20 protein-coding genes are annotated in these 19,972 nt (G+C 53.0%); 2 read left to right on the top strand and 18 right to left on the bottom strand.

Going from position 1 to position 19,972, the window contains the following annotated elements; genetic code table 11:
- Positions 1-5: 5 nt before the first annotated feature.
- From pstA to pstS, 3 genes are all read right to left on the bottom strand, one after another.
- A complete protein-coding gene (gene pstA, locus EL098_RS22640) occupies positions 6-896 on the bottom strand; it encodes a phosphate ABC transporter permease PstA (protein ID WP_038477343.1) in 891 nt (296 codons plus the stop codon).
- On the bottom strand, positions 893-1,855 hold the full coding sequence (gene pstC, locus EL098_RS22635) for a phosphate ABC transporter permease PstC (protein ID WP_008457726.1): 963 nt from the start codon (positions 1,853-1,855) through the stop codon (positions 893-895). Before pstC ends, pstA begins: the two co-directional genes overlap by 4 nt.
- 64 nt (positions 1,856-1,919) lie before the next feature.
- A complete protein-coding gene (pstS, locus tag EL098_RS22630; protein WP_126358239.1) occupies positions 1,920-2,960 on the bottom strand; it encodes a phosphate ABC transporter substrate-binding protein PstS in 1,041 nt (346 codons plus the stop codon).
- A 191-nt stretch (positions 2,961-3,151) separates the two neighbouring features.
- Between pstS and EL098_RS22625 the strand changes: the two genes are divergently transcribed.
- On the top strand, positions 3,152-3,535 hold the full coding sequence (locus EL098_RS22625) for a hypothetical protein (protein WP_126358238.1): 384 nt from the start codon (positions 3,152-3,154) through the stop codon (positions 3,533-3,535).
- Positions 3,536-3,568: 33 nt separating this feature from the next.
- Here EL098_RS22625 and glmS read toward each other — a convergent pair whose 3' ends face one another.
- The 15 genes from glmS to asnC form a co-directional block, all read right to left on the bottom strand.
- The gene (gene glmS / locus EL098_RS22620; protein WP_126358237.1) at positions 3,569-5,398 is read right to left on the bottom strand and encodes a glutamine--fructose-6-phosphate transaminase (isomerizing); all 1,830 of its coding nucleotides are present in this window, start codon (positions 5,396-5,398) and stop codon (positions 3,569-3,571) included.
- Positions 5,399-5,580: 182 nt separating this feature from the next.
- Positions 5,581-6,951, bottom strand: coding sequence for a bifunctional UDP-N-acetylglucosamine diphosphorylase/glucosamine-1-phosphate N-acetyltransferase GlmU (gene glmU / locus EL098_RS22615; RefSeq protein WP_126358236.1), 1,371 nt, complete (start codon positions 6,949-6,951; stop codon positions 5,581-5,583).
- Between the two features lie 296 nt (positions 6,952-7,247).
- Positions 7,248-7,667 carry a F0F1 ATP synthase subunit epsilon gene (locus tag EL098_RS22610; protein ID WP_126358235.1) on the bottom strand — a complete coding sequence of 140 codons (420 nt, stop codon included), beginning with the start codon at positions 7,665-7,667 and terminating at the stop codon, positions 7,248-7,250.
- A 19-nt stretch (positions 7,668-7,686) separates the two neighbouring features.
- Complete coding sequence (gene atpD / locus EL098_RS22605) at positions 7,687-9,069, bottom strand: F0F1 ATP synthase subunit beta (RefSeq protein WP_126358234.1); 1,383 nt, start codon at positions 9,067-9,069, stop codon at positions 7,687-7,689.
- Positions 9,070-9,225: 156 nt separating this feature from the next.
- Entirely contained in the window at positions 9,226-10,089 is an 864-nt protein-coding gene (gene atpG / locus EL098_RS22600; RefSeq protein WP_126358233.1) for a F0F1 ATP synthase subunit gamma, read from the bottom strand.
- A 51-nt stretch (positions 10,090-10,140) separates the two neighbouring features.
- Positions 10,141-11,682, bottom strand: a complete 1,542-nt coding sequence (gene atpA, locus EL098_RS22595) for a F0F1 ATP synthase subunit alpha (RefSeq protein WP_008457747.1) — start codon at positions 11,680-11,682, stop codon at positions 10,141-10,143.
- Positions 11,683-11,694: 12 nt separating this feature from the next.
- Positions 11,695-12,228 (bottom strand): F0F1 ATP synthase subunit delta, encoded by a 534-nt coding sequence (gene atpH / locus EL098_RS22590; protein ID WP_126358232.1) that lies wholly within the window; start codon positions 12,226-12,228, stop codon positions 11,695-11,697.
- 14 nt (positions 12,229-12,242) lie between these two features.
- On the bottom strand, positions 12,243-12,713 hold the full coding sequence (atpF, locus tag EL098_RS22585; RefSeq protein ID WP_126358231.1) for a F0F1 ATP synthase subunit B: 471 nt from the start codon (positions 12,711-12,713) through the stop codon (positions 12,243-12,245).
- A gap of 61 nt (positions 12,714-12,774) precedes the next feature.
- Entirely contained in the window at positions 12,775-13,014 is a 240-nt protein-coding gene (atpE, locus tag EL098_RS22580; protein WP_000429386.1) for a F0F1 ATP synthase subunit C, read from the bottom strand.
- Between the two features lie 46 nt (positions 13,015-13,060).
- Positions 13,061-13,879 carry a F0F1 ATP synthase subunit A gene (atpB, locus tag EL098_RS22575; RefSeq protein WP_126358230.1) on the bottom strand — a complete coding sequence of 273 codons (819 nt, stop codon included), beginning with the start codon at positions 13,877-13,879 and terminating at the stop codon, positions 13,061-13,063.
- An 8-nt stretch (positions 13,880-13,887) separates the two neighbouring features.
- Positions 13,888-14,268 (bottom strand): F0F1 ATP synthase subunit I, encoded by a 381-nt coding sequence (gene atpI / locus EL098_RS22570; protein WP_126358229.1) that lies wholly within the window; start codon positions 14,266-14,268, stop codon positions 13,888-13,890.
- Between the two features lie 618 nt (positions 14,269-14,886).
- Positions 14,887-15,510 (bottom strand): 16S rRNA (guanine(527)-N(7))-methyltransferase RsmG, encoded by a 624-nt coding sequence (gene rsmG / locus EL098_RS22565; protein ID WP_126358228.1) that lies wholly within the window; start codon positions 15,508-15,510, stop codon positions 14,887-14,889.
- Between the two features lie 56 nt (positions 15,511-15,566).
- Positions 15,567-17,456 carry a tRNA uridine-5-carboxymethylaminomethyl(34) synthesis enzyme MnmG gene (gene mnmG / locus EL098_RS22560; RefSeq protein ID WP_126358227.1) on the bottom strand — a complete coding sequence of 630 codons (1,890 nt, stop codon included), beginning with the start codon at positions 17,454-17,456 and terminating at the stop codon, positions 15,567-15,569.
- 370 nt (positions 17,457-17,826) lie between these two features.
- Positions 17,827-18,276, bottom strand: a complete 450-nt coding sequence (mioC, locus tag EL098_RS22550; protein ID WP_126358225.1) for an FMN-binding protein MioC — start codon at positions 18,274-18,276, stop codon at positions 17,827-17,829.
- Between the two features lie 89 nt (positions 18,277-18,365).
- Entirely contained in the window at positions 18,366-18,824 is a 459-nt protein-coding gene (gene asnC / locus EL098_RS22545; RefSeq protein ID WP_008457765.1) for a transcriptional regulator AsnC, read from the bottom strand.
- Positions 18,825-18,979: 155 nt separating this feature from the next.
- Here asnC and asnA point away from each other — a divergent pair, with 155 nt between their 5' ends.
- Positions 18,980-19,972: an aspartate--ammonia ligase gene (gene asnA, locus EL098_RS22540; protein ID WP_126358224.1), complete on the top strand. Its 993-nt coding sequence runs from the start codon at positions 18,980-18,982 to the stop codon at positions 19,970-19,972.

Below are 19,972 nucleotides of genomic sequence, written 5' to 3'. Positions count from 1 at the left end.
AAAATTTAACCGTGTTTACTCTTCGAGAAAATCACGCGCGCCAGAATGTTCAGCAGCAGTACGCAGAGGGTAATGATCAGCACCCCAGCCCAGGCCAGCTGTTGCCACTCGGCAAACGGGCTCATAGCAAATTTGAAAATGGTCACCGGCAGGTTGGCGATGGGCTGCATCATGTCCGTGCTCCAGAACTGGTTGGAGAGGGAGGTGAAGAGCAGCGGTGCGGTTTCGCCAGCGATACGGGCAATTGCCAGCAGCACGCCGGTGATAATCCCGGAGACGGACGCTTTCAGCGTAATCGCGGAGATCATCTTCCATTTTGGTGTTCCCAGCGCGTAAGCCGCTTCGCGCAGACTATCCGGCACCAGTTTCAGCATGTTTTCGGTGGTACGAATGACGATAGGTACCTGCAGCAGCGCCAGCGCAATCACGCCCGCCCAGCCGGAGAAGTGCTCCATTTTCGCCACTACGATGGTGTAAACAAACAGGCCGACCACAATCGACGGCGCGGACAGAAGAATGTCGTTAATAAAACGAATCACCTCGGCCAGCGCAGACTTACGGCCATACTCCGCCAGATAAATCCCGGCCATGATGCCCAGCGGCGTACCGATAACGGTCGCCCACAGGATCAGCAGGCCGCTGCCCGCCAGGGCGTTCGCCAGACCGCCGCCCGCGGTATTTGGCGGCGGCGTCATTTCGGTAAACAGCGCCAGCGACATGCCGTCGATGCCGCGGGTCACCGTGGAGAACAGGATCCACACCAGCCAGAACAGACCGAACGCCATCGTCGCCATAGAGAGCGTCAGGGCGATGCGGTTTTTCATGCGGCGGCGAGCCTGCATTTTGCGGCGCGACTCAGCCAGCGCGGCGCTGCTTTGCATTTCCATCGTGGTCATGAGCGAGCCCCTTCGTTTTTCGCCAGGCGCATAATCATGAACTTAGAGATAGCCAGTACGATAAAGGTAATCACAAACAGGATTAAGCCAAGCTCCATCAGCGCAGCGGTATGCAGGCCAGATTCCGCTTCGGCGAATTCGTTAGCCAGCGCAGAGGTAATGCTGTTGCCCGGCATATACAGCGAGGCGCTGTCGAGCTGGTAGGTGTTACCGATGATAAAGGTTACCGCCATGGTTTCACCCAGCGCGCGGCCCAGACCGAGCATCACGCCGCCGATCACGCCGTTTTTGGTGAACGGCAGAACGATGCGCCAGATAACTTCCCAGGTGGTGCAGCCGATACCGTAGGCCGACTCTTTCATCATCACCGGCGTTTGCTCGAAAACATCGCGCATCACGGAAGCGATGTACGGGATGATCATAATCGCGAGGATCACGCCGGCGGCAAGAATGCCGATACCAAACGCAGGGCCAGAGAACAGGGCACCAACGATAGGCACGGCGGAAAGCACGTTGCCTACAGGCTCCTGGAAGTAGGTCGCGAACAGGGGAGCAAAGATAAACAGGCCCCACATGCCGTACACGATACTTGGAATGGCCGCCAGCAGTTCAATGGCGATACCCAGCGGGCGCTTCAGCCAGCCGGGCGCAAGTTCTGTCAGGAACAGGGCAATACCAAAGCTCACCGGCACCGCAATCAGCAGCGCGATAAACGAGGTGACGAGGGTTCCGTAAATCGGCACCAGCGCGCCGAAAACTTCGTTAGGGGCATCCCACTCTTTGGACCAGAGGAAGGAGAAGCCAAACTTCTCAATGCTCGGCAGCGAGGAGATAAACAGCGAGATGATAATCCCACCCAGCAGAAATAGCACAATCAGCGCAGCCAGTCTTACCAGCGCACTGAAAATTACATCGCCTTGTTTGCCAGGGGCTTTAAACGTCGGCTTAGTCACAGCCATAGCGTACTCTTCGTGGTTGCTGAATAAACCGGGGTAACATACCTGTTACCCCGGATTTTTGCACTTAGTACAGCGCCTTACCGGAGCTGTCTTTTACATTGGTTTTCCATGCAGCGCGAACTTGCTCAACCACAGAGGCCGGCAGCGTTGCGTAATCCAGGGCGTTAGCTTCTTTCGCGCCAGATTTGTATGCCCAGTCAAAGAACTTAAGCACTTCTGCGCCCTGCTCAGGGTTTTTCTGCTCTTTGTGGACCAGGATGAAGGTGGTGGAGGTGATTGGCCAGGCTTCGTCACCTTTCTGGTTAGTCAGATCCTGTGCGAAGGATTTGCTCCAGTCAGCGCCTTTAGCCGCATTAGCAAAGTTTGCTTCAGTCGGGCTTACTGGCTTACCGTCAGCGGACAGCAGCTTGGTGTAAGTCAGGTTGTTCTGCTTAGCGTAAGCGTATTCAACGTAGCCGATGGATCCAGGCAGACGCTGTACGAAGGCCGCGATGCCGTCGTTGCCTTTACCGCCCAGACCGGTTGGCCAGTTAACGGTAGAGCCTGCACCGATTTTGGATTTCCACTCGTCGTTCACTTTAGACAGGTAGCTGGTGAACACGAAAGAAGTACCGGAGCCGTCAGCGCGACGAACAACCGCGATGTTCTGATCCGGCAGTTTGTGGCCAGGGTTCAGCTTAGCAATCGCCGGGTCGTTCCACTTTTTGATAGTACCCAGGTAGATGTCGCCCAGGGTTTTGCCGTCCAGAACCAGCTCGCCAGACTTGAAGCCCGGCAGGTTAACCGCCAGCACCACGCCGCCGATAACGGTAGGGAACTGGAACAGGCCTTCTTGCTGTAATTTGTCATCCGCCAGAGGGGCATCAGAAGCGCCGAAGTCAACGGTGTTAGCAATGATTTGCTTCACGCCGCCGGAGGAACCGATACCCTGGTAGTTCACCTTGTTACCAGTTTCTTTCTGGTAGGTATCTGCCCACTTGGCATACACCGGCGCAGGGAAAGTTGCACCAGCGCCAGTCAGGCTTGCAGCTGCAAACGCAGTAGAAGCGCTCAGAGATAAGGTCGCGGTGACAACAGTTGCGACAGTGGTACGCATAACGTTCATAATGTCTCCTGCCAGATGTTCGTAAATTATTGTTTAATTAAATACAGGGTAGAAAATAGGACAGTTTGGTGACAGTTAAATGTACGAATTATGACATTTTTATGACAATGAATTTCGAATCATAAAAAAAATACAACTCTATGTTTTTAAAAGCATAGTTAAAATAGGTTTGTTTAAAAAGGAGATGAACAATGAAAGCTTATCTGTCTGTATTATGTACGATGTCACTCTTTATGACAGCTTCTACGGTCCATGCTAATGCCGTTGAGGCTATAAATACTGACTCTTTCACCTCCACGCTCGCCGCCTTTTCCGGGGCAAATACCCTCGTCCCAACATCCATTAATGAAAACACGCTTATCGAGATGAAGAATCGCCTGGAAAAACTACAGTCAAATTACGACGATAGCGTCAGGAAAATGGATGAACAGGAACGCAAGCTGGATGAGATGAAAAACAAAATGTCCCAGATGGAATCAAAAGCCAACGAGCAACAGTCAAAAATGGACAACCTGAAGCGGGATAACGAACAACTTGCGCGGCAAGTAAGCGACCTGAGTCAAAAAATCAAATAACGAAAAAAAGCCCCTCAACGAGGGGCTTTTCTATTATTCCACTGTGACCGATTTCGCGAGGTTACGCGGCTGGTCCACATCGGTGCCTTTGATCAGCGCCACATGGTAGGAGAGCAGCTGCAGCGGCACGGTGTAGAAGATTGGGGCAATCACCTCTTCCACATGCGGCATCTCGATGATGTGCATGTTGTCGCTGCTGGTAAAGCCGGCGTCGCGGTCGGCGAAAACGTACAGCTGGCCGCCGCGGGCGCGAACTTCCTCGATGTTGGATTTCAGTTTTTCCAACAGTTCGTTGTTCGGTGCCACCACAATGACCGGCATATCGGCGTCGATCAGCGCCAGCGGGCCATGCTTCAGCTCACCGGCAGCATAGGCTTCGGCGTGAATGTAGGAGATCTCTTTCAGCTTCAGCGCGCCTTCCATCGCGATCGGGTATTGATCGCCACGGCCGAGGAACAGCGCATGATGCTTGTCGGAGAAATCTTCCGCCAGTTGCTCGATGCGCTTGTCCTGAGACAGCATCTGCTCGATGCGGCTTGGCAGCGCCTGCAGGCCATGCACGATATCGTGCTCGATCTGGGCATCAGCGCCCTTCAGGCGGCTCAGCTTCGCCACCAGCATCAGCAGAACAGTGAGCTGGGTGGTGAACGCTTTGGTTGAAGCCACGCCGATTTCCGTTCCGGCATTGGTCATCAGCGCCAGATCAGATTCACGCACCAGAGAGGAACCTGCCACGTTACAAATCGCCAGCGAGCCGAGATAACCCAGCTCTTTAGACAGGCGCAGGGCCGCCAGGGTGTCCGCCGTTTCGCCAGACTGGGAAAGGGTGATCATCAGGCTGTTGCGACGAACCGCAGATTTGCGGTAGCGGAATTCAGAGGCGATTTCGACATCGCAAGGCACGCCGGCCAGCGCTTCGAACCAGTAGCGAGAAACCATACCGGAGTTATAGGAGGTCCCGCAGGCTACGATTTGAATATGCTCGACCTGAGAGAGCATTTCATTGGCTTTTGGCCCCAGCTCCGTCAGATCCACTTCGCCATGGCTGATGCGCCCGGCAAGCGTATTTTTGATAGCGTTTGGCTGTTCGTAGATCTCTTTCTGCATATAGTGGCGATAAAGACCTTTGTCGCCCGCGTCATACTGCAGATTAGATTCGATGTCCGGGCGCTCAACCTGCTGGCCTTCGGTATCAAAGATAGTGACCGCGCGGCGGGTCACTTCGGCAATATCGCCCTCTTCCAGGAAGATAAAGCGACGGGTCACCGGTAGAAGTGCAAGCTGGTCAGAGGCAATAAAGTTTTCGCCCATACCCAGGCCGATAACCATCGGGCTACCGGAACGAGCAGCCAGCAGAACATCAGGGTTGCGGGTATCCATAATCACGGTGCCGTAAGCGCCGCGAAGCTGAGGAATAGTACGGAGTACCGCTTCACGCAGCGTGCCACCTTGCTCAAGCTCCCAGTGCACCAGGTGAGCAATAACTTCGGTATCCGTCTGGGAGACAAACGTGTAGCCACGCGACTGCAGCGCTTCACGCAGCGGCTCGTGGTTTTCGATAATCCCGTTATGCACCACCACAATATGGTCTGATACATGTGGGTGAGCATTAATTTCTGAAGGTTCGCCGTGGGTTGCCCAACGGGTGTGTGCGATACCGGTTCCGCCATGCAGCGCGGTTTCCGCGGCGGCTTCCGCCAGCTTCTGCACTTTACCCAGACGACGCAGACGGGTCATATGACCTTTGTCATCCACGACCGCCAGGCCCGCAGAGTCATAGCCGCGGTATTCCAGACGACGTAGTCCTTCAAGAAGGATTTCAGCGATATCACGTTGCGCTACTGCGCCAACAATTCCACACATAATTTTTAAGTCCTGATAATGGCGTTAGCCATGTGTTGTCGCTGACCTGTATTTGCCCTTTCCGGGCACCCCGAGCCTTGTAGAGAGTGGGGTTATTTTTATGGGTACTGCTTTTGGGGGGAGGATTATGTTATCCCCTCACCCCGGCCCTCTCCCCAAAGGGGCGAGGGAGAAAACTACCGCTACTTTTTCTTCACCGGGCGCTGCCAGCCCTGAATGTGTTTCTGTTTTACGCGACTGATCACCAATTCATTTTCAGCCACGTCGCGCGTAACGGTGGTACCGGCGGCAATAGTCACGCCACGAGCCACGGTAACCGGCGCCACCAGCTGGGTATCAGAACCCACAAACACATCATCACCGATAATGGTTTTGTGTTTGTTCGCGCCATCGTAGTTACAGGTAATGGTGCCCGCCCCAATATTGACGTTGTCGCCAATATCGGCATCGCCCAGATAGCTCAGATGGCCGGCTTTGGAACCTTTGCCCAGACGCGCTTTCTTCATCTCAACGAAGTTGCCAACGTGAGCACCTTCGGCCAGCTCCGCACCCGGACGCAGGCGAGCAAATGGCCCGATGGTGCAGGCGGCTTCCAGGGTCGCATCTTCAACAACGCTGTACGGGCTAATTTCGCAGTCATCGCCGATGGTCGCGTTTTTAATCACGCAGCCGGTGCCAATCTTCACGCGGTTACCCAGCGTGACCCGACCTTCCACAATGACGTTAGTATCAATTTCAATATCGCGCCCGTGAATCAACTCTCCGCGCAGGTCGAAACGAGCCGGATCGCGCAGCATCACGCCCGCTAACAGCAGCTTATCGGCCTGCTCGGTTTGATAAACGCGCTCGAGGCGAGAAAGCTGCAGGCGGTTGTTTACGCCCTCAACTTCGCTCAGCCGCTCCGGATGAACGGCGGCAATTTCACGTCCTTCGCCGTGAGCCAGCGCAATAATGTCCGTAATATAGAACTCGCCCTGGGCGTTATTGTTATCAAGCTTGCCGAGCCAGCGCTTCAGGTCAGAGCCATTAGCCACCAGGATCCCGGTGTTAATTTCGTTGATTTTGCGCTGCTCTTCGCTGGCGTCTTTATGTTCAACGATGCCGACCACCTTGCCGTTTTCACGGGCAATGCGTCCGTATCCGGTAGGATCGTCAAGCTTAACGGTCAGCAGACCGATGCCGCCCTGCGGTTGAGCTTCGCGCAGGCGCTGTAACGTCTCGACGGAGATTAACGGTACGTCTCCGTACAGCATCAGGATGTCTTCATCATCAGCAAAGAACGGCGCGGCCATCTGCATGGCATGCCCGGTACCCAGCTGTTCAGCCTGCAGTACCCAGTTGAGGGAATCGTCGCTCAGGGTTTGCTTTAACAGATCGCCGCCGTGGCCATAAACAAGATTGACCCGCTGGGAACCTAATTTATTTGCCACATCAATGACATGCTGAACCATTGGCTTTCCTGCCAGGGTATGCAGCACCTTTGGGAGATCGGAATACATGCGGGTTCCTTTGCCGGCAGCAAGGATAACCACGCTCATTGCGCTCTTTGACATACGTGTCCTGAATCTGTTTAGTGTGTGAAGTAAAGCGATTTAGCGTTGAAAATTCTACATATTTTGCACCAAAAAATACGCTGCTGCTAATTTAACCGCCTCAAGGTTTTCTGACTCTTTTATAACAGCAACGGCGGCAGAATCCATGGGATTAAAGGCCAAAATTGAGCCTGCACCACTCATTAATGGAGCTATCTCACTGGTTTTACGATTATTTTTAGAGTGGAATAAAGCTAATGGATAAAAAAATGCCAGTCAGGTTTCCCGGACTGGCATTTGTCTTTTCAAGCAGGTAGTTACATCGCTTTTTTGGTCAACTCGATAACGCGCAGTTTGGCGATCGCTTTAGCCAGTTCAGCAGAAGCCTGAGCGTAGTCCACATCACCGTGGGAGCTGTGCATGTGCTCTTCAGCTTTGCGTTTCGCTTCCAGGGCTCGCGCTTCGTCGAGATCCTGGCCGCGAATCGCGGTGTCAGCCAGTACGGTTACGTTACCCGGCTGCACTTCCAGAACACCACCGGACAGGTAGATAAACTCTTCATGTCCGTGCTGCTTCACGATGCGGATCATACCAGGCTTAATGGCGGTGAGCAGCGGGGCGTGACCCGGGTAAATACCCAGCTCACCTTCGCTACCCGTTACCTGGATCTTCTCGACCAGACCGGAGAACATTTGGCTCTCCGCGCTGACGACGTCCAGGTGATAAGTCATAGCCATGTCACCCTCCGATTAGGCGTTAAAGTTTTTTCGCTTTCTCAACGGCTTCGTCGATGGAGCCAACCATGTAGAACGCCTGCTCTGGCAGATGGTCGTATTCGCCGTCCATGATGCCTTTAAAGCCACGGATGGTATCTTTCAGCGAAACGTATTTGCCTGGAGAACCGGTAAAGACTTCTGCTACGAAGAACGGCTGAGACAGGAAGCGCTGGATCTTACGCGCACGTGCTACAACCAGTTTGTCTTCTTCGGACAGTTCGTCCATACCCAGGATGGCGATGATGTCTTTCAGTTCCTGATAACGCTGCAGGATGGACTGAACGCCACGCGCGGTGTCGTAGTGTTCCTGACCAACAACCAGCGGATCCAGCTGACGGCTGGTGGAGTCCAGCGGGTCTACTGCCGGGTAAATACCCAGAGAAGCGATCTGGCGGCTCAGCGTAACGGTTGAGTCCAGGTGCGCAAAGGTGGTCGCCGGAGACGGGTCAGTCAAGTCATCCGCAGGAACGTAAACGGCCTGTACGGAAGTGATGGAACCGGTCTTGGTGGAGGTAATACGCTCCTGAAGAACACCCATCTCTTCTGCCAGAGTAGGCTGATAACCTACCGCAGATGGCATACGACCCAGCAGTGCAGAAACTTCTGTACCGGCCAGGGTATAACGATAGATGTTATCGACGAACAGCAGAACGTCACGGCCTTCGTCACGGAATTTCTCCGCGATGGTCAGACCGGTCAGCGCTACGCGCAGACGGTTACCTGGCGGCTCGTTCATCTGGCCGTAAACCAGTGCAACTTTGTCCAGAACGTTGGAGTCGGTCATCTCGTGGTAGAAGTCGTTACCCTCACGAGTACGCTCACCCACGCCTGCAAACACGGAGTAACCGGAGTGCTCGATCGCGATGTTACGGATCAGCTCCATCATGTTTACGGTTTTACCTACGCCCGCACCACCGAACAGACCAACTTTACCGCCCTTAGCGAACGGACAAATCAGGTCGATAACTTTGATGCCGGTTTCCAGCAGTTCCTGAGAGCTGGACAGCTCTTCATAGGAAGGTGCTGCGCGGTGAATCGCCCAACGATCTTCTTCGCCGATGTCGCCTTTCATATCAATTGGCTGACCCAGCACGTTCATGATACGACCCAGAGTCGCTTTACCTACCGGGACTTCGATCGGGTGCTCGAGGTCTTTCACTTCCAGACCACGACGCAGACCGTCGGAAGAACCCATTGCGATGGTACGTACGATACCGCCGCCGAGCTGCTGCTGAACTTCCAGCACCAGCTTCTCGCTGTTATTCTGTACCTCAAGCGCGTCATATACGCGCGGTACGCCGTCCTGAGGGAACTCGACGTCCACCACGGCGCCGATTACCTGGACAATCTTTCCAGTAGCCATCTTGAATCCTCTACGTAATTCGTTTACCCGTCATATTTCAATTTGCAGATGCGTTGACTGCCTTCCCTCACCTCAGTCACTTACTTAAGTAAGCTCTTGAGGATTCGCTCAGTTGCCGCCTTTCTGCAAACCGAACTATTCAGGGTAATAACCTGGTTAAACCGCGGACGCGCCACCGACGATTTCGGTAAGTTCCTGAGTAATGCTTGCCTGACGAGCTTTGTTGTAGACCAACCGCAGCTCTTTAATCAGGCTACCGCCGTTATCGGTTGCGGCTTTCATCGCCACCATACGTGCGGCCTGCTCACTGGCCAGGTTTTCTACGACGCCCTGATAAACCTGCGATTCGACATAACGACGCAGCAGGGTGTCCAGCAGCGCTTTCGGATCCGGTTCGTACAGGTAGTCCCAGGATTTACGCTTCAGATCCTCATCTTCTGATGCCGGTAACGGCAGCAGCTGAGTGATGGTCGGAACCTGAGACATGGTGTTGACAAATTTGTTGCTGACAACGTACAGCTTGTCCAGACGACCTTCGTCGTAGGCCTGCAGCATCACCTTCACCGGGCCGATCAGTTCGGACAGGGAAGGGGTATCTCCCATGCCGGTCACCTGAGCAACCACGTTGCCGCCAACGGAGTTGAAGAAAGAGACGCCTTTGGAGCCGATCATCGCGAGTTCGCTCTGAACGCCCTTATCGGTCCACTCTTTCATATCCGCCAGCACTTTTTTGAACAGGTTAATGTTCAAACCGCCGCACAAACCACGATCGGTCGACACCACCAGGTAGCCCACGCGCTTAACGTCGCGTTCTTCCAGGTATGGGTGCTTATATTCCAGATTACCGTTGGCAAGGTGACCAATCACTTTGCGCATGGTATCTGCATAAGGACGGCTGGCCGCCATGCGATCCTGCGATTTACGCATTTTGGAAGCGGCGACCATCTCCATCGCTTTGGTGATCTTCTGCGTGTTCTGGACGCTTGCGATCTTACTACGTATCTCTTTTGCGCCGGCCATGAGCTTCTCCTCAATGCCTTGCGGCCTGCCCTAAGGCAAGCCGCCAAGACGTTACCAGGACTGGGTTGCTTTAAAGGAGTCGAGGATGCCTTTCAGCTTGCCTTCGATCTCGTCGTTATAGCCACCGGTCTGGTTAATTTCTTGCATCAGCGGAGCGTGATCACGGTCAGCGTAAGCCAGCAGAGCGGCTTCGAAGCTACCGATTTTCGCCAGTTCCACGTCTTCGAGGTAACCGCGTTCAGCCGCGAACAGTACCAGGCCCTGCTGTGCAACAGACATTGGGGCATACTGTTTCTGTTTCAGCAGCTCGGTCACTTTCTGACCGTGGCTCAGCTGTTTACGGGTTGCTTCGTCCAGATCGGATGCGAACTGAGAGAACGCAGCCAGTTCACGATACTGTGCCAGTGCGGTACGGATACCACCGGACAGTTTCTTGATGATCTTGGTCTGAGCAGCACCACCAACACGGGATACCGAAATACCTGGGTTAACCGCCGGACGAATACCGGAGTTAAACAGGTTGGTTTCCAGGAAGATCTGACCATCGGTAATGGAGATTACGTTGGTCGGAACGAACGCAGAAACGTCACCCGCCTGGGTTTCGATGATCGGCAGAGCGGTCAGGGAGCCGGTTTTACCTTTAACTTCACCTTTGGTGAAAGCTTCCACGTATTCCGCGTTAACGCGGGATGCGCGCTCCAGCAGACGGGAGTGGAGGTAGAACACGTCGCCCGGGAACGCTTCACGGCCTGGTGGACGACGAAGCAGCAGGGAAACCTGACGATAAGCAACGGCCTGTTTAGACAGGTCATCGTATACGATCAGCGCATCTTCACCGCGGTCACGGAAGTATTCGCCCATAGCGCAACCGGCGTATGGCGCCAGGTATTGCAGCGCAGCGGATTCAGAAGCGGTTGCCACAACAACGATGGTGTTAGACAGCGCGCCGTGCTCTTCCAGTTTACGAACCACGTTAGAGATGGTGGACGCTTTCTGGCCGATAGCCACGTACACACATTTAATGCCGGAGTCACGCTGGTTGATGATGGCATCGATTGCCATCGCGGTTTTACCGGTCTGACGGTCACCGATGATCAGCTCACGCTGGCCACGGCCGATTGGAATCATCGCATCGACAGATTTATAACCGGTCTGAACCGGCTGGTCGACGGACTGACGTTCGATAACGCCCGGAGCGATAACTTCGATTGGCGAAAAGCCATCGTTATCAACCGGACCTTTACCGTCGATTGGCGCACCCAGGGTGTTCACCACGCGGCCCAGCAGGCCACGGCCAACCGGCACTTCCAGAATACGGCCAGTACACTTAACCTTCATGCCTTCGGCAAGGTCAGCGTATGGACCCATCACTACAGCACCTACGGAGTCGCGCTCCAGGTTCAGTGCGATAGCGTAACGGTTTCCCGGCAGGGAAATCATCTCACCCTGCATACAATCGGCCAGGCCGTGAACGCGGATAATACCGTCACTTACAGAAACAATAGTACCTTCGTTGTGAGCTTCACTCACAACATTGAACTGAGCAATGCGCTGCTTGATCAGTTCGCTGATTTCGGTGGAATTCAGTTGCATGCTCCAGTCCCCTTAAGACTGCAAGACGTCTGCAAGGCGTTCAAGACGGCCGCGTACGCTACCGTCAATGACCATATCACCCGACTGGATGATAACGCCCGCCATAACAGACTTATCGATTTTGCAATTCAGCTTAACTTTGCGTGACAGACGTTTTTCCATTGCGGTCGTGATGTTCGCGAGTTGCTCATTACTCAGTTCAGCCGCAGAGGTTACCTGAACCTCTGCAATCGCTTCACTCAGCGCGCGTAAATGCGCAAACTGCTCAAGAACATCCGGGAGCGCTTTTAAACGACCGTTATCAGCCATCACCTTAATCAGGTTCTGGCCGTTGGTGTCCAGCTGCTCGCCGCAAATGGCGATGAACGAATCTGCGAGCGTTTCAGGTGCCAGTGCACCGGAAAGGAGCTCTTCCATTTGTTCGTTTTTCGTTACCTCGGCAGCAAACGCCAGCATGTTCTGCCAGCGGTCTACGCTCTGGTGTTCGACGGCAAAGTCAAAAGCTGCTTTGGCGTAGGGGCGAGCTACAGTAACAAATTCAGACATCAGCCCCTCCCTCCTTACAGTTCAGCGACCAGTTTATCGACGATGTCGCTGTTAGCAGCTTCATCTACGGAACGTTCGATTATCTTCTCGGCACCGGCAATTGCCAGCAGAGCGACCTGCTTACGCAGCTCTTCACGAGCGCGTTTACGCTCAGCGTCGATTTCTGCCTGAGCCTGTGCAACGATTTTATTACGTTCCTGCTCTGCCTCAGTTTTCGCTTCATCAAGGATCTGGGCACGGCGTTTGTTCGCCTGCTCAATAATCACCTGAGCTTCCGCTTTGGCTTTTTTCAGCTGGTCGGTCGCGTTGGCCTGTGCAAGGTCAAGGTCCTTTTGAGCACGTTCAGCAGAAGCGAGACCGTCAGCAATTTCTTTTTGACGCTTCTCGATGGCTGCCATTAAAGGCGGCCATACATACTTCATGCAGAACAGAACAAACAGGACAAACGCGATGGCCTGGCCGAGGATTGTTGCGTTAATGTTCACAGCACAATGCCTCTTTGTTAGTTAACGTTCTGATATAGCTAGATGACTCAAACATCGCTCACTATGCGACGGCGAACATCACGTACAGACCCAGACCAACAGCGATCATTGGGATTGCATCCACCAGACCCATTACGATAAAGAACTGAGTACGCAGCAGTGGAATCAGATCTGGTTGGCGTGCAGCGCCTTCCAGGAATTTGCCCCCGAGGATGCCGATACCGATCGCAGCACCGATTGCCGCCAGACCCATCATCACAGCGGCAGCCATGTACAGCAGATCCATATTCAGGTTTTCCATGACAGTCTCCAAGTTTGTTTCGTTAAACGCAGTAGTGGTAAGTAAATTAATGTTCTTCAGACGCCATCGACAGATAGACGATCGTCAGAACCATGAAGATGAAGGCTTGCAGCGTAATGATCAGGATGTGGAAAATGGCCCATGGCACATTCAGAATCCACTGTGACCACCACGGCAACAGACCAGCAATCAGAATGAAAATCAGCTCACCGGCATACATGTTGCCGAACAGTCGCAGACCCAGCGATACAGGTTTGGACAGCAGGCTTACCCCTTCAAGGATTAAGTTGACAGGAATAAATGCCCAGTGATTGAACGGCTGCAGCGTCAGCTCTTTCGTGAAGCCGCCAATGCCTTTCATTTTGATGCTGTAGAACAGAATGAGGACAAACACGCCCAGCGCCATAGAGAGGGTGATATTCACGTCCGCAGACGGCACCACACGCAGGGCTGGCAGGCCAAAGATATGCTCACCGATATAGGGCAGCAGATCGATAGGCAGCAGGTCCATCAAGTTCATCAGGAAGACCCAGACGAAAATCGTCAGGGCGAGTGGAGCGATAACCTTGCTTTTGCCATGGTACATGTCTTTCACACTGCCATGAACAAAGCCAATAATCAGCTCAATAAAGGTCTGAAATTTACCCGGAACGCCGCTGGTTGCGGTTTTCGCCACTTTACGGAACAGCACCAGAAACACCAGACCCAGAAAGACTGAGAAGAACATGGAGTCGATGTTGAGCGTCCAGAAGGTGGCCGGGGGGTTATGCGGATCCACCAGCGAGAAAGTACGCAGGTCCAGCTGAAGGTTATTCAGGTGGTGACCTATATACTCCTGCGGTGTAGAGATTTCTCCTGCAGACATGATGCCTCTTACCCTTTGTTGTTAATTACAGCTGGTGCGAGTATCTGCACAACCAGCACCGAAACCCACGTCACTATTAGCGGCAATACCACCGCCTTAAAGTACGCCAGCGCCACCACCAGAATGATAAAGGTCGCAATCACCTTCAACACTTCGCCGATGGCGAATGTCCAGGCCACGCGGCCTTTTGAGGGTGTATGCGCCTGATGGCGCCAGGCAAAAATCATAAACAGCACATTTGGCAGCCAAACTGCCATGCCCCCCGCGATAGCGGAGGCGCCCCAGGTGGGGTCTTTAAGGCAAAAAAGCAGTCCAGTTGCTAATACAGCCAGAAGTTGGATGAACAGAAGCCTACGAGCTACGTTCTTACTCAAGAGCGACACAGACATGACGTTTCCTACTCCTGCTACCTATGAGGTATGTCGCGTGTCGTATAAAACTGTCTTTGCGACGCTGAGTCAAGCCTCAAAAAGCGAGCAAATTATACGGTGCGGCCCAGTGATTTCAAACAATAAGTAGCGAAAAGGTGAACAAATGTTTAATTAATTTTCTGCACGGCCATTTTCTGACTTTTGTTGAATCGCATCGGCTTGCTTAAAAAGTGCAAATAAGCTCAAATCCCGGACAGCAAAGCGTGCACACGATCACAAATTAGACATCTTATCGCCGGGCGTTATTTAGCAGCCTAAGAAAGCACAAATTACAGATGACTGATTATTAAGCTGATTAATGTGCACTCTGTTTAAAACAGACTGAAACATCATAAAAACCTTTCATTGACATTCCAGTTAAACTTTTAACATCCAAAGCGAGCCGTTTTGAGGCCAACTTTTCGTCGAATGATATTTTCAAATAAAATTATTACTCGGGTAATTAATCACGCAAAGGTTAAAAGCAGGATAATTCCGAGTTAAATTTTGGTTAAATGTAACCAACCATTTCATCGCTACCCCCCTTAATTTTTAACCTCAGTGAAACATTCCAAACGCGCCACTTTTTGATCAAAATTAAAGTTTGTTTGCCTTAATCAGCACCAAATGCCTCTCCCCTTCCAGGCTCGGCACGTTGAGTTTGACGATATTTTCAACGCTGAATCCAGCGGGCAGTTCGGCGATCTCTTCATCCGGACGTACCCCTTTCAACGCGTAGAACCGACCGTTCTCGCCGGGCAGATGGTGGCACCAGTTCACCATATCGCTTAACGAGGCAAAAGCACGGCTAATAACGCCGTCAAACGGCGGCTCTGCCGGGAACTCTTCCACCCTGCTTTGTACCGGCGTAACGTTATCCAGCTTCAGCTCGTGTTGCACCTGACGCAGGAAACGTACCCGTTTACCGAGGCTGTCCAGCAGGGTGAAATGCGAATCCGGACGCACAATAGCCAGCGGGATGCCAGGAAGACCAGGGCCTGTGCCCACGTCGATAAACCGGTTTCCCTGTAAATGCGGCTCAACCACAATGCTGTCCAGAATATGTCGCACCAGCATCTCATCGGGATTACGCACCGAAGTGAGGTTGTAAGCCTTGTTCCATTTGTCGAGCAGCGAAACGTAGCCCACCAGCTGCTGCTGCTGCTTTTCAGGTAAGGTGATGCCGGCTTCTTTCAGCAGGCGAGATAATTTAGTCAGCACGTCGTCAATCCATCAAAAAAAGAGGCCAGGATTGCCTGGCCTGTCATTATCCGTTTTCAGGCACTGCGTCGCAGCAGCCCCTGTTTTTTAAGCCAGACCAGCAAAATCGAGATTGCCGCCGGGGTAATGCCCGAAATGCGCGATGCCTGACCAATGGAAACCGGTTTGTGATCGTTAAGCTTGGCGATCACCTCGTTAGAGAGCCCGCTCACCTGGCTATAGTCGAGCGTTGCAGGCAGCAAAGTATTCTCGTTACGCTGCTGTTTTTCAATCTCATCCTGCTGGCGAGCAATGTAGCCTTCGTATTTAACCTGGATCTCAACCTGCTCGGCAGCCTGTGGATCTTCCAGTCCAGGCGCAAAGGTGGACAGCTGCATCATCGAAGCATAGGTCATTTCCGGACGGCGCAGCAGATCTTCACCGTTGGCTTCTTTGGAAAGCGGCGCGCTAAGCTGAGCATTCACCTCTTCCACCTGATCAGCATGCGGATGTAGCCAGATGTCTTTCAGGCGCTGACGTTCACGCTCGATCATTTCAAGCTTGTCGTTGAAGCGGGCCCAGCGTGCATCATCCACCAGCCCCAGTTCGCGACCTGCCGCGGTTAAACGCAGATCGGCGTTGTCTTCACGCAGCATCAGGCGATATTCGGCGCGGGAGGTAAACATGCGGTACGGCTCTTTAGTCCCCAGGGTGCACAGGTCGTCGACCAGCACGCCAAGGTAGGCCTGGTCGCGACGTGGCGCCCAGCCCTCTTTCTCAGCAGAGAAACGGGCAGCGTTAAGACCGGCAAGCAGGCCTTGAGCAGCCGCTTCTTCGTAGCCGGTAGTGCCGTTAATCTGGCCGGCAAAGAAAAGCCCCTGGATAAATTTGCTTTCCAGCGTCGGCTTCAGATCTCGCGGATCGAAGAAGTCGTACTCAATAGCGTAGCCAGGACGAACGATCTTCGCATTTTCCATCCCCTTCATCGAGCGGACAATCTGCATCTGAACGTCGAACGGCAGGCTGGTGGAGATCCCGTTAGGGTAAATCTCGTTGCTGGTCAGCCCTTCTGGCTCGAGGAAGATTTGGTGTGCGTTGCGATCGGCAAAACGCATCACTTTGTCTTCGATAGAGGGGCAGTAGCGAGGACCAATACCTTCGATAATCCCCGCATACATTGGGCTGCGGTCGAGGTTATTACGGATCACCTCGTGGGTTTGCTCGTTGGTATGGGTGATGTAGCAAGGTACCTGCTCAGGATGCTGGCTCACGTTTCCCATGAACGAGAAGACCGGCACAGGGTTATCCCCATGCTGTGGAGCAAGTACGCTGAAATCTATAGTACGGGCGTCAATACGTGGAGGCGTACCCGTTTTCAGGCGGCTGACACGCAGCGGCAGTTCACGTAAGCGACGTGAAAGCGGGATCGACGGAGGATCGCCAGCACGACCGCCGCTGTAGTTATCCAGCCCGATATGGATCTTGCCGTCCAGGAACGTCCCTACGGTGAGCACAACCGCTTTTGCACGGAATTTAAGGCCCATCTGGGTCACTGCGCCGACGACACGATCGTTTTCAACGATAAGATCCTCAACCGCCTGCTGGAAAATCATCAGGTTCGGCTGGTTCTCCAGCGCGGTACGCACGGCCTGACGGTAAAGCACGCGGTCTGCCTGGGCGCGAGTGGCACGTACGGCAGGGCCTTTGCTGGCGTTTAGTATTCTAAACTGAATGCCTGCATGATCGATCGCGGTTGCCATTAAGCCACCGAGGGCATCCACTTCCTTAACCAAATGTCCCTTGCCAATACCGCCGATAGCCGGGTTACAGGACATTTGTCCCAGCGTGTCGATATTGTGTGTCAGAAGCAGGGTCTGCTGACCCATACGAGCTGCGGCCATTGCCGCCTCTGTGCCTGCATGACCCCCGCCGATAATGATGACGTCAAAAGGATCTGGATAAAACATGGTAACTGCCTCGGTTTCGCGAATGAGGGTTTGTGACTTCCCGGGCTGGGGATTCTACTCAACTTTAGTCTTTCGAGAAAGCATCGGGATCTTTGGTAATTAAAAGAAGATCTTTTTTATTTAAAGATCTCTTTATTATGATCTCTTATTAGGATCGACGACTGCTGTGGATAAGCCATTTATCCATTTTAGGATCAATGACCTGGAAAGGATCATTTGCTGTGTACTTCCGGTGATCCCGGACCGTATAAGCTGGGATCAGAATCGAGGTTTATGCACAACTCAAAAAGTGAACAGCGGTTGTTCTTTGGATAACTACCGCTTAACCCAAGCTTTTAACCAGACTTATCCACATATGATCGCGCAATCTTTACACTTCAGGGAGTAAATTAATCCAGGAACTGATCCAAATCTCTGCAGGATCCTCAGGAATATCGTGATCGAGGATGTTAATTTTGAGCAAGGATCCTAATCGGGTCGCGCCACATTCCGTCAGCAGCCGATCGATCTTCTCTATTGCACCGCAAAAAGTGTCGTATTCGCGGCTACCGATCCCGATCGCGCCATAGCTTACGCCGCTCAGATCCGGGCGCTGTTCATTTATGGCGTCATAGAAAGGCTGCAGGTTGTCCGGCAGATCGCCAGCGCCGTGCGTGGAGGAGACCACCAGCCAGATACCACTGGTTTTCAGATCTTCTAATAACGGGCCATGCTGTATTTCAGAGCCATGCCCCGCTTCCTCCAGCTTTTCAGCCAGGTGTTCTGCTACATACTCGGCACTACCCAGCGTACTGCCGCTAATCAGAGTGATATCAGCCATTGTGTCCCGCCTTTTCAAATCGTCGCGTATTGTACGCTGTGAAAGAGCGGGGATCTACCTGTGGATAATATGGGTATTAAAATTAACGATCACGGACGGATGGTACGCATGATCGGGTTCTGCAGGGAGATCAGTGTCTCCGTGGACTGAATTTCATCGATTGTTTGGATCTTGTTGATAAGTACCTGCTGGAGGGCATCAATGGATCGACACATCACCTTAATAAAGATGCTGTAGTGGCCGGTGGTATAGTAAGCCTCGGTCACCTCATCCAGGTTTTCCAGCTTGGTCAGGGCCGAGGGATAATCTTTTGCACTCTTCAAAATAATGCCGATAAAGCAGCAGACATCGTAGCCAAGCTGCTTCGGGCTGATATCAATGCGCGCCCCAGTAATGATCCCGGCCTGCTTCATCTTCTCTACGCGAACATGGATAGTGCCCGGACTCACGCCAAACTGCTTGGCCAGTTCCGCATAGGCTGTGCGCGCATTTGCCATTAATGCTTCAAGTATCCCGCGATCGAGATTGTCGATTTGATAATTATCCATCACTTTTTCCTATGATTAATGCCGATTCTCCATTTTTTATAGCCTTAAATTCGTCGATTAAAAAGAGGCTGGCCTTTTTTATTGTGGATTATTGAATACGGAGACGTTTCTGTTGCTTAATCGATGACAGAAACACCACAACAAAGAGAAAAGCCATGAAAACCGCCTGGATTGCTAAACAACGTCAGATTAGTTTTGTGAAAACCCATTTCTCCCGTCAGCTGGAAGAGAAGCTTGGCCTGATTGAAGTTCAGGCGCCGATCCTCAGCCGAGTAGGCGATGGTACACAAGACAACCTTTCTGGCAGCGAGAAAGCAGTGCAGGTTAAGGTGAAAACCTTGCCGCAGGCGCAGTTTGAAGTGGTGCATTCGCTGGCCAAATGGAAAAGAAAAACGCTGGGCCAGCATGACTTCAGCGCGGGTGAAGGGCTTTACACGCACATGAAAGCCCTTCGCCCCGATGAAGACCGTTTATCCCCCGTTCACTCGGTCTATGTCGACCAGTGGGACTGGGAACGCGTGATGGGCGACGGCGAACGTCACACCGGCACGCTAAAACAAACCGTTGAGAGCATCTGGGCGGCAATTAAGGTAACCGAGGCCGAAGTGAGTGAACGGTTTGGTCTGGCCGCCTTTCTGCCGGAGAAAATCCATTTTGTTCACAGCGAAACGCTGCTGCAGCGCTTCCCCGATCTGGATGCGAAAGGCCGCGAACGCGCCATTGCTAAAGAGCTTGGCGCCGTCTTCTTAATCGGCATCGGCGGCAAGCTGTCGGACGGGAAACGTCACGACGTGCGTGCCCCGGATTATGATGACTGGTCAACGGGCGGCGAAGACGGGCTGGCGGGTCTGAACGGGGATATCCTGGTCTGGAACCCTGTGCTGGAAGATGCCTTAGAGCTTTCTTCAATGGGGATCCGCGTGGATGCAGAAACGCTGAAACGCCAGCTGGCGACCACCGGCGATGAAGAGAGGCTGCAGCTCGAGTGGCATCAGTCGTTGATCAAAGGCGAAATGCCGCAAACCATCGGCGGCGGCATCGGCCAGTCACGCCTGACAATGCTGCTGCTACAGCTGCCGCACATCGGCCAGGTTCAGTGCGGCGTCTGGTCGCCAGAGATTCAGGATAAGGTTAGCGATCTGCTGTAA

This window comes from Cedecea lapagei, assembly GCF_900635955.1.
Taxonomy (GTDB): domain Bacteria; phylum Pseudomonadota; class Gammaproteobacteria; order Enterobacterales; family Enterobacteriaceae; genus Cedecea; species Cedecea lapagei.
Note: the sequence above shows the minus strand (reverse complement) of the source record. Positions and strands in the feature narration are given on the sequence as shown.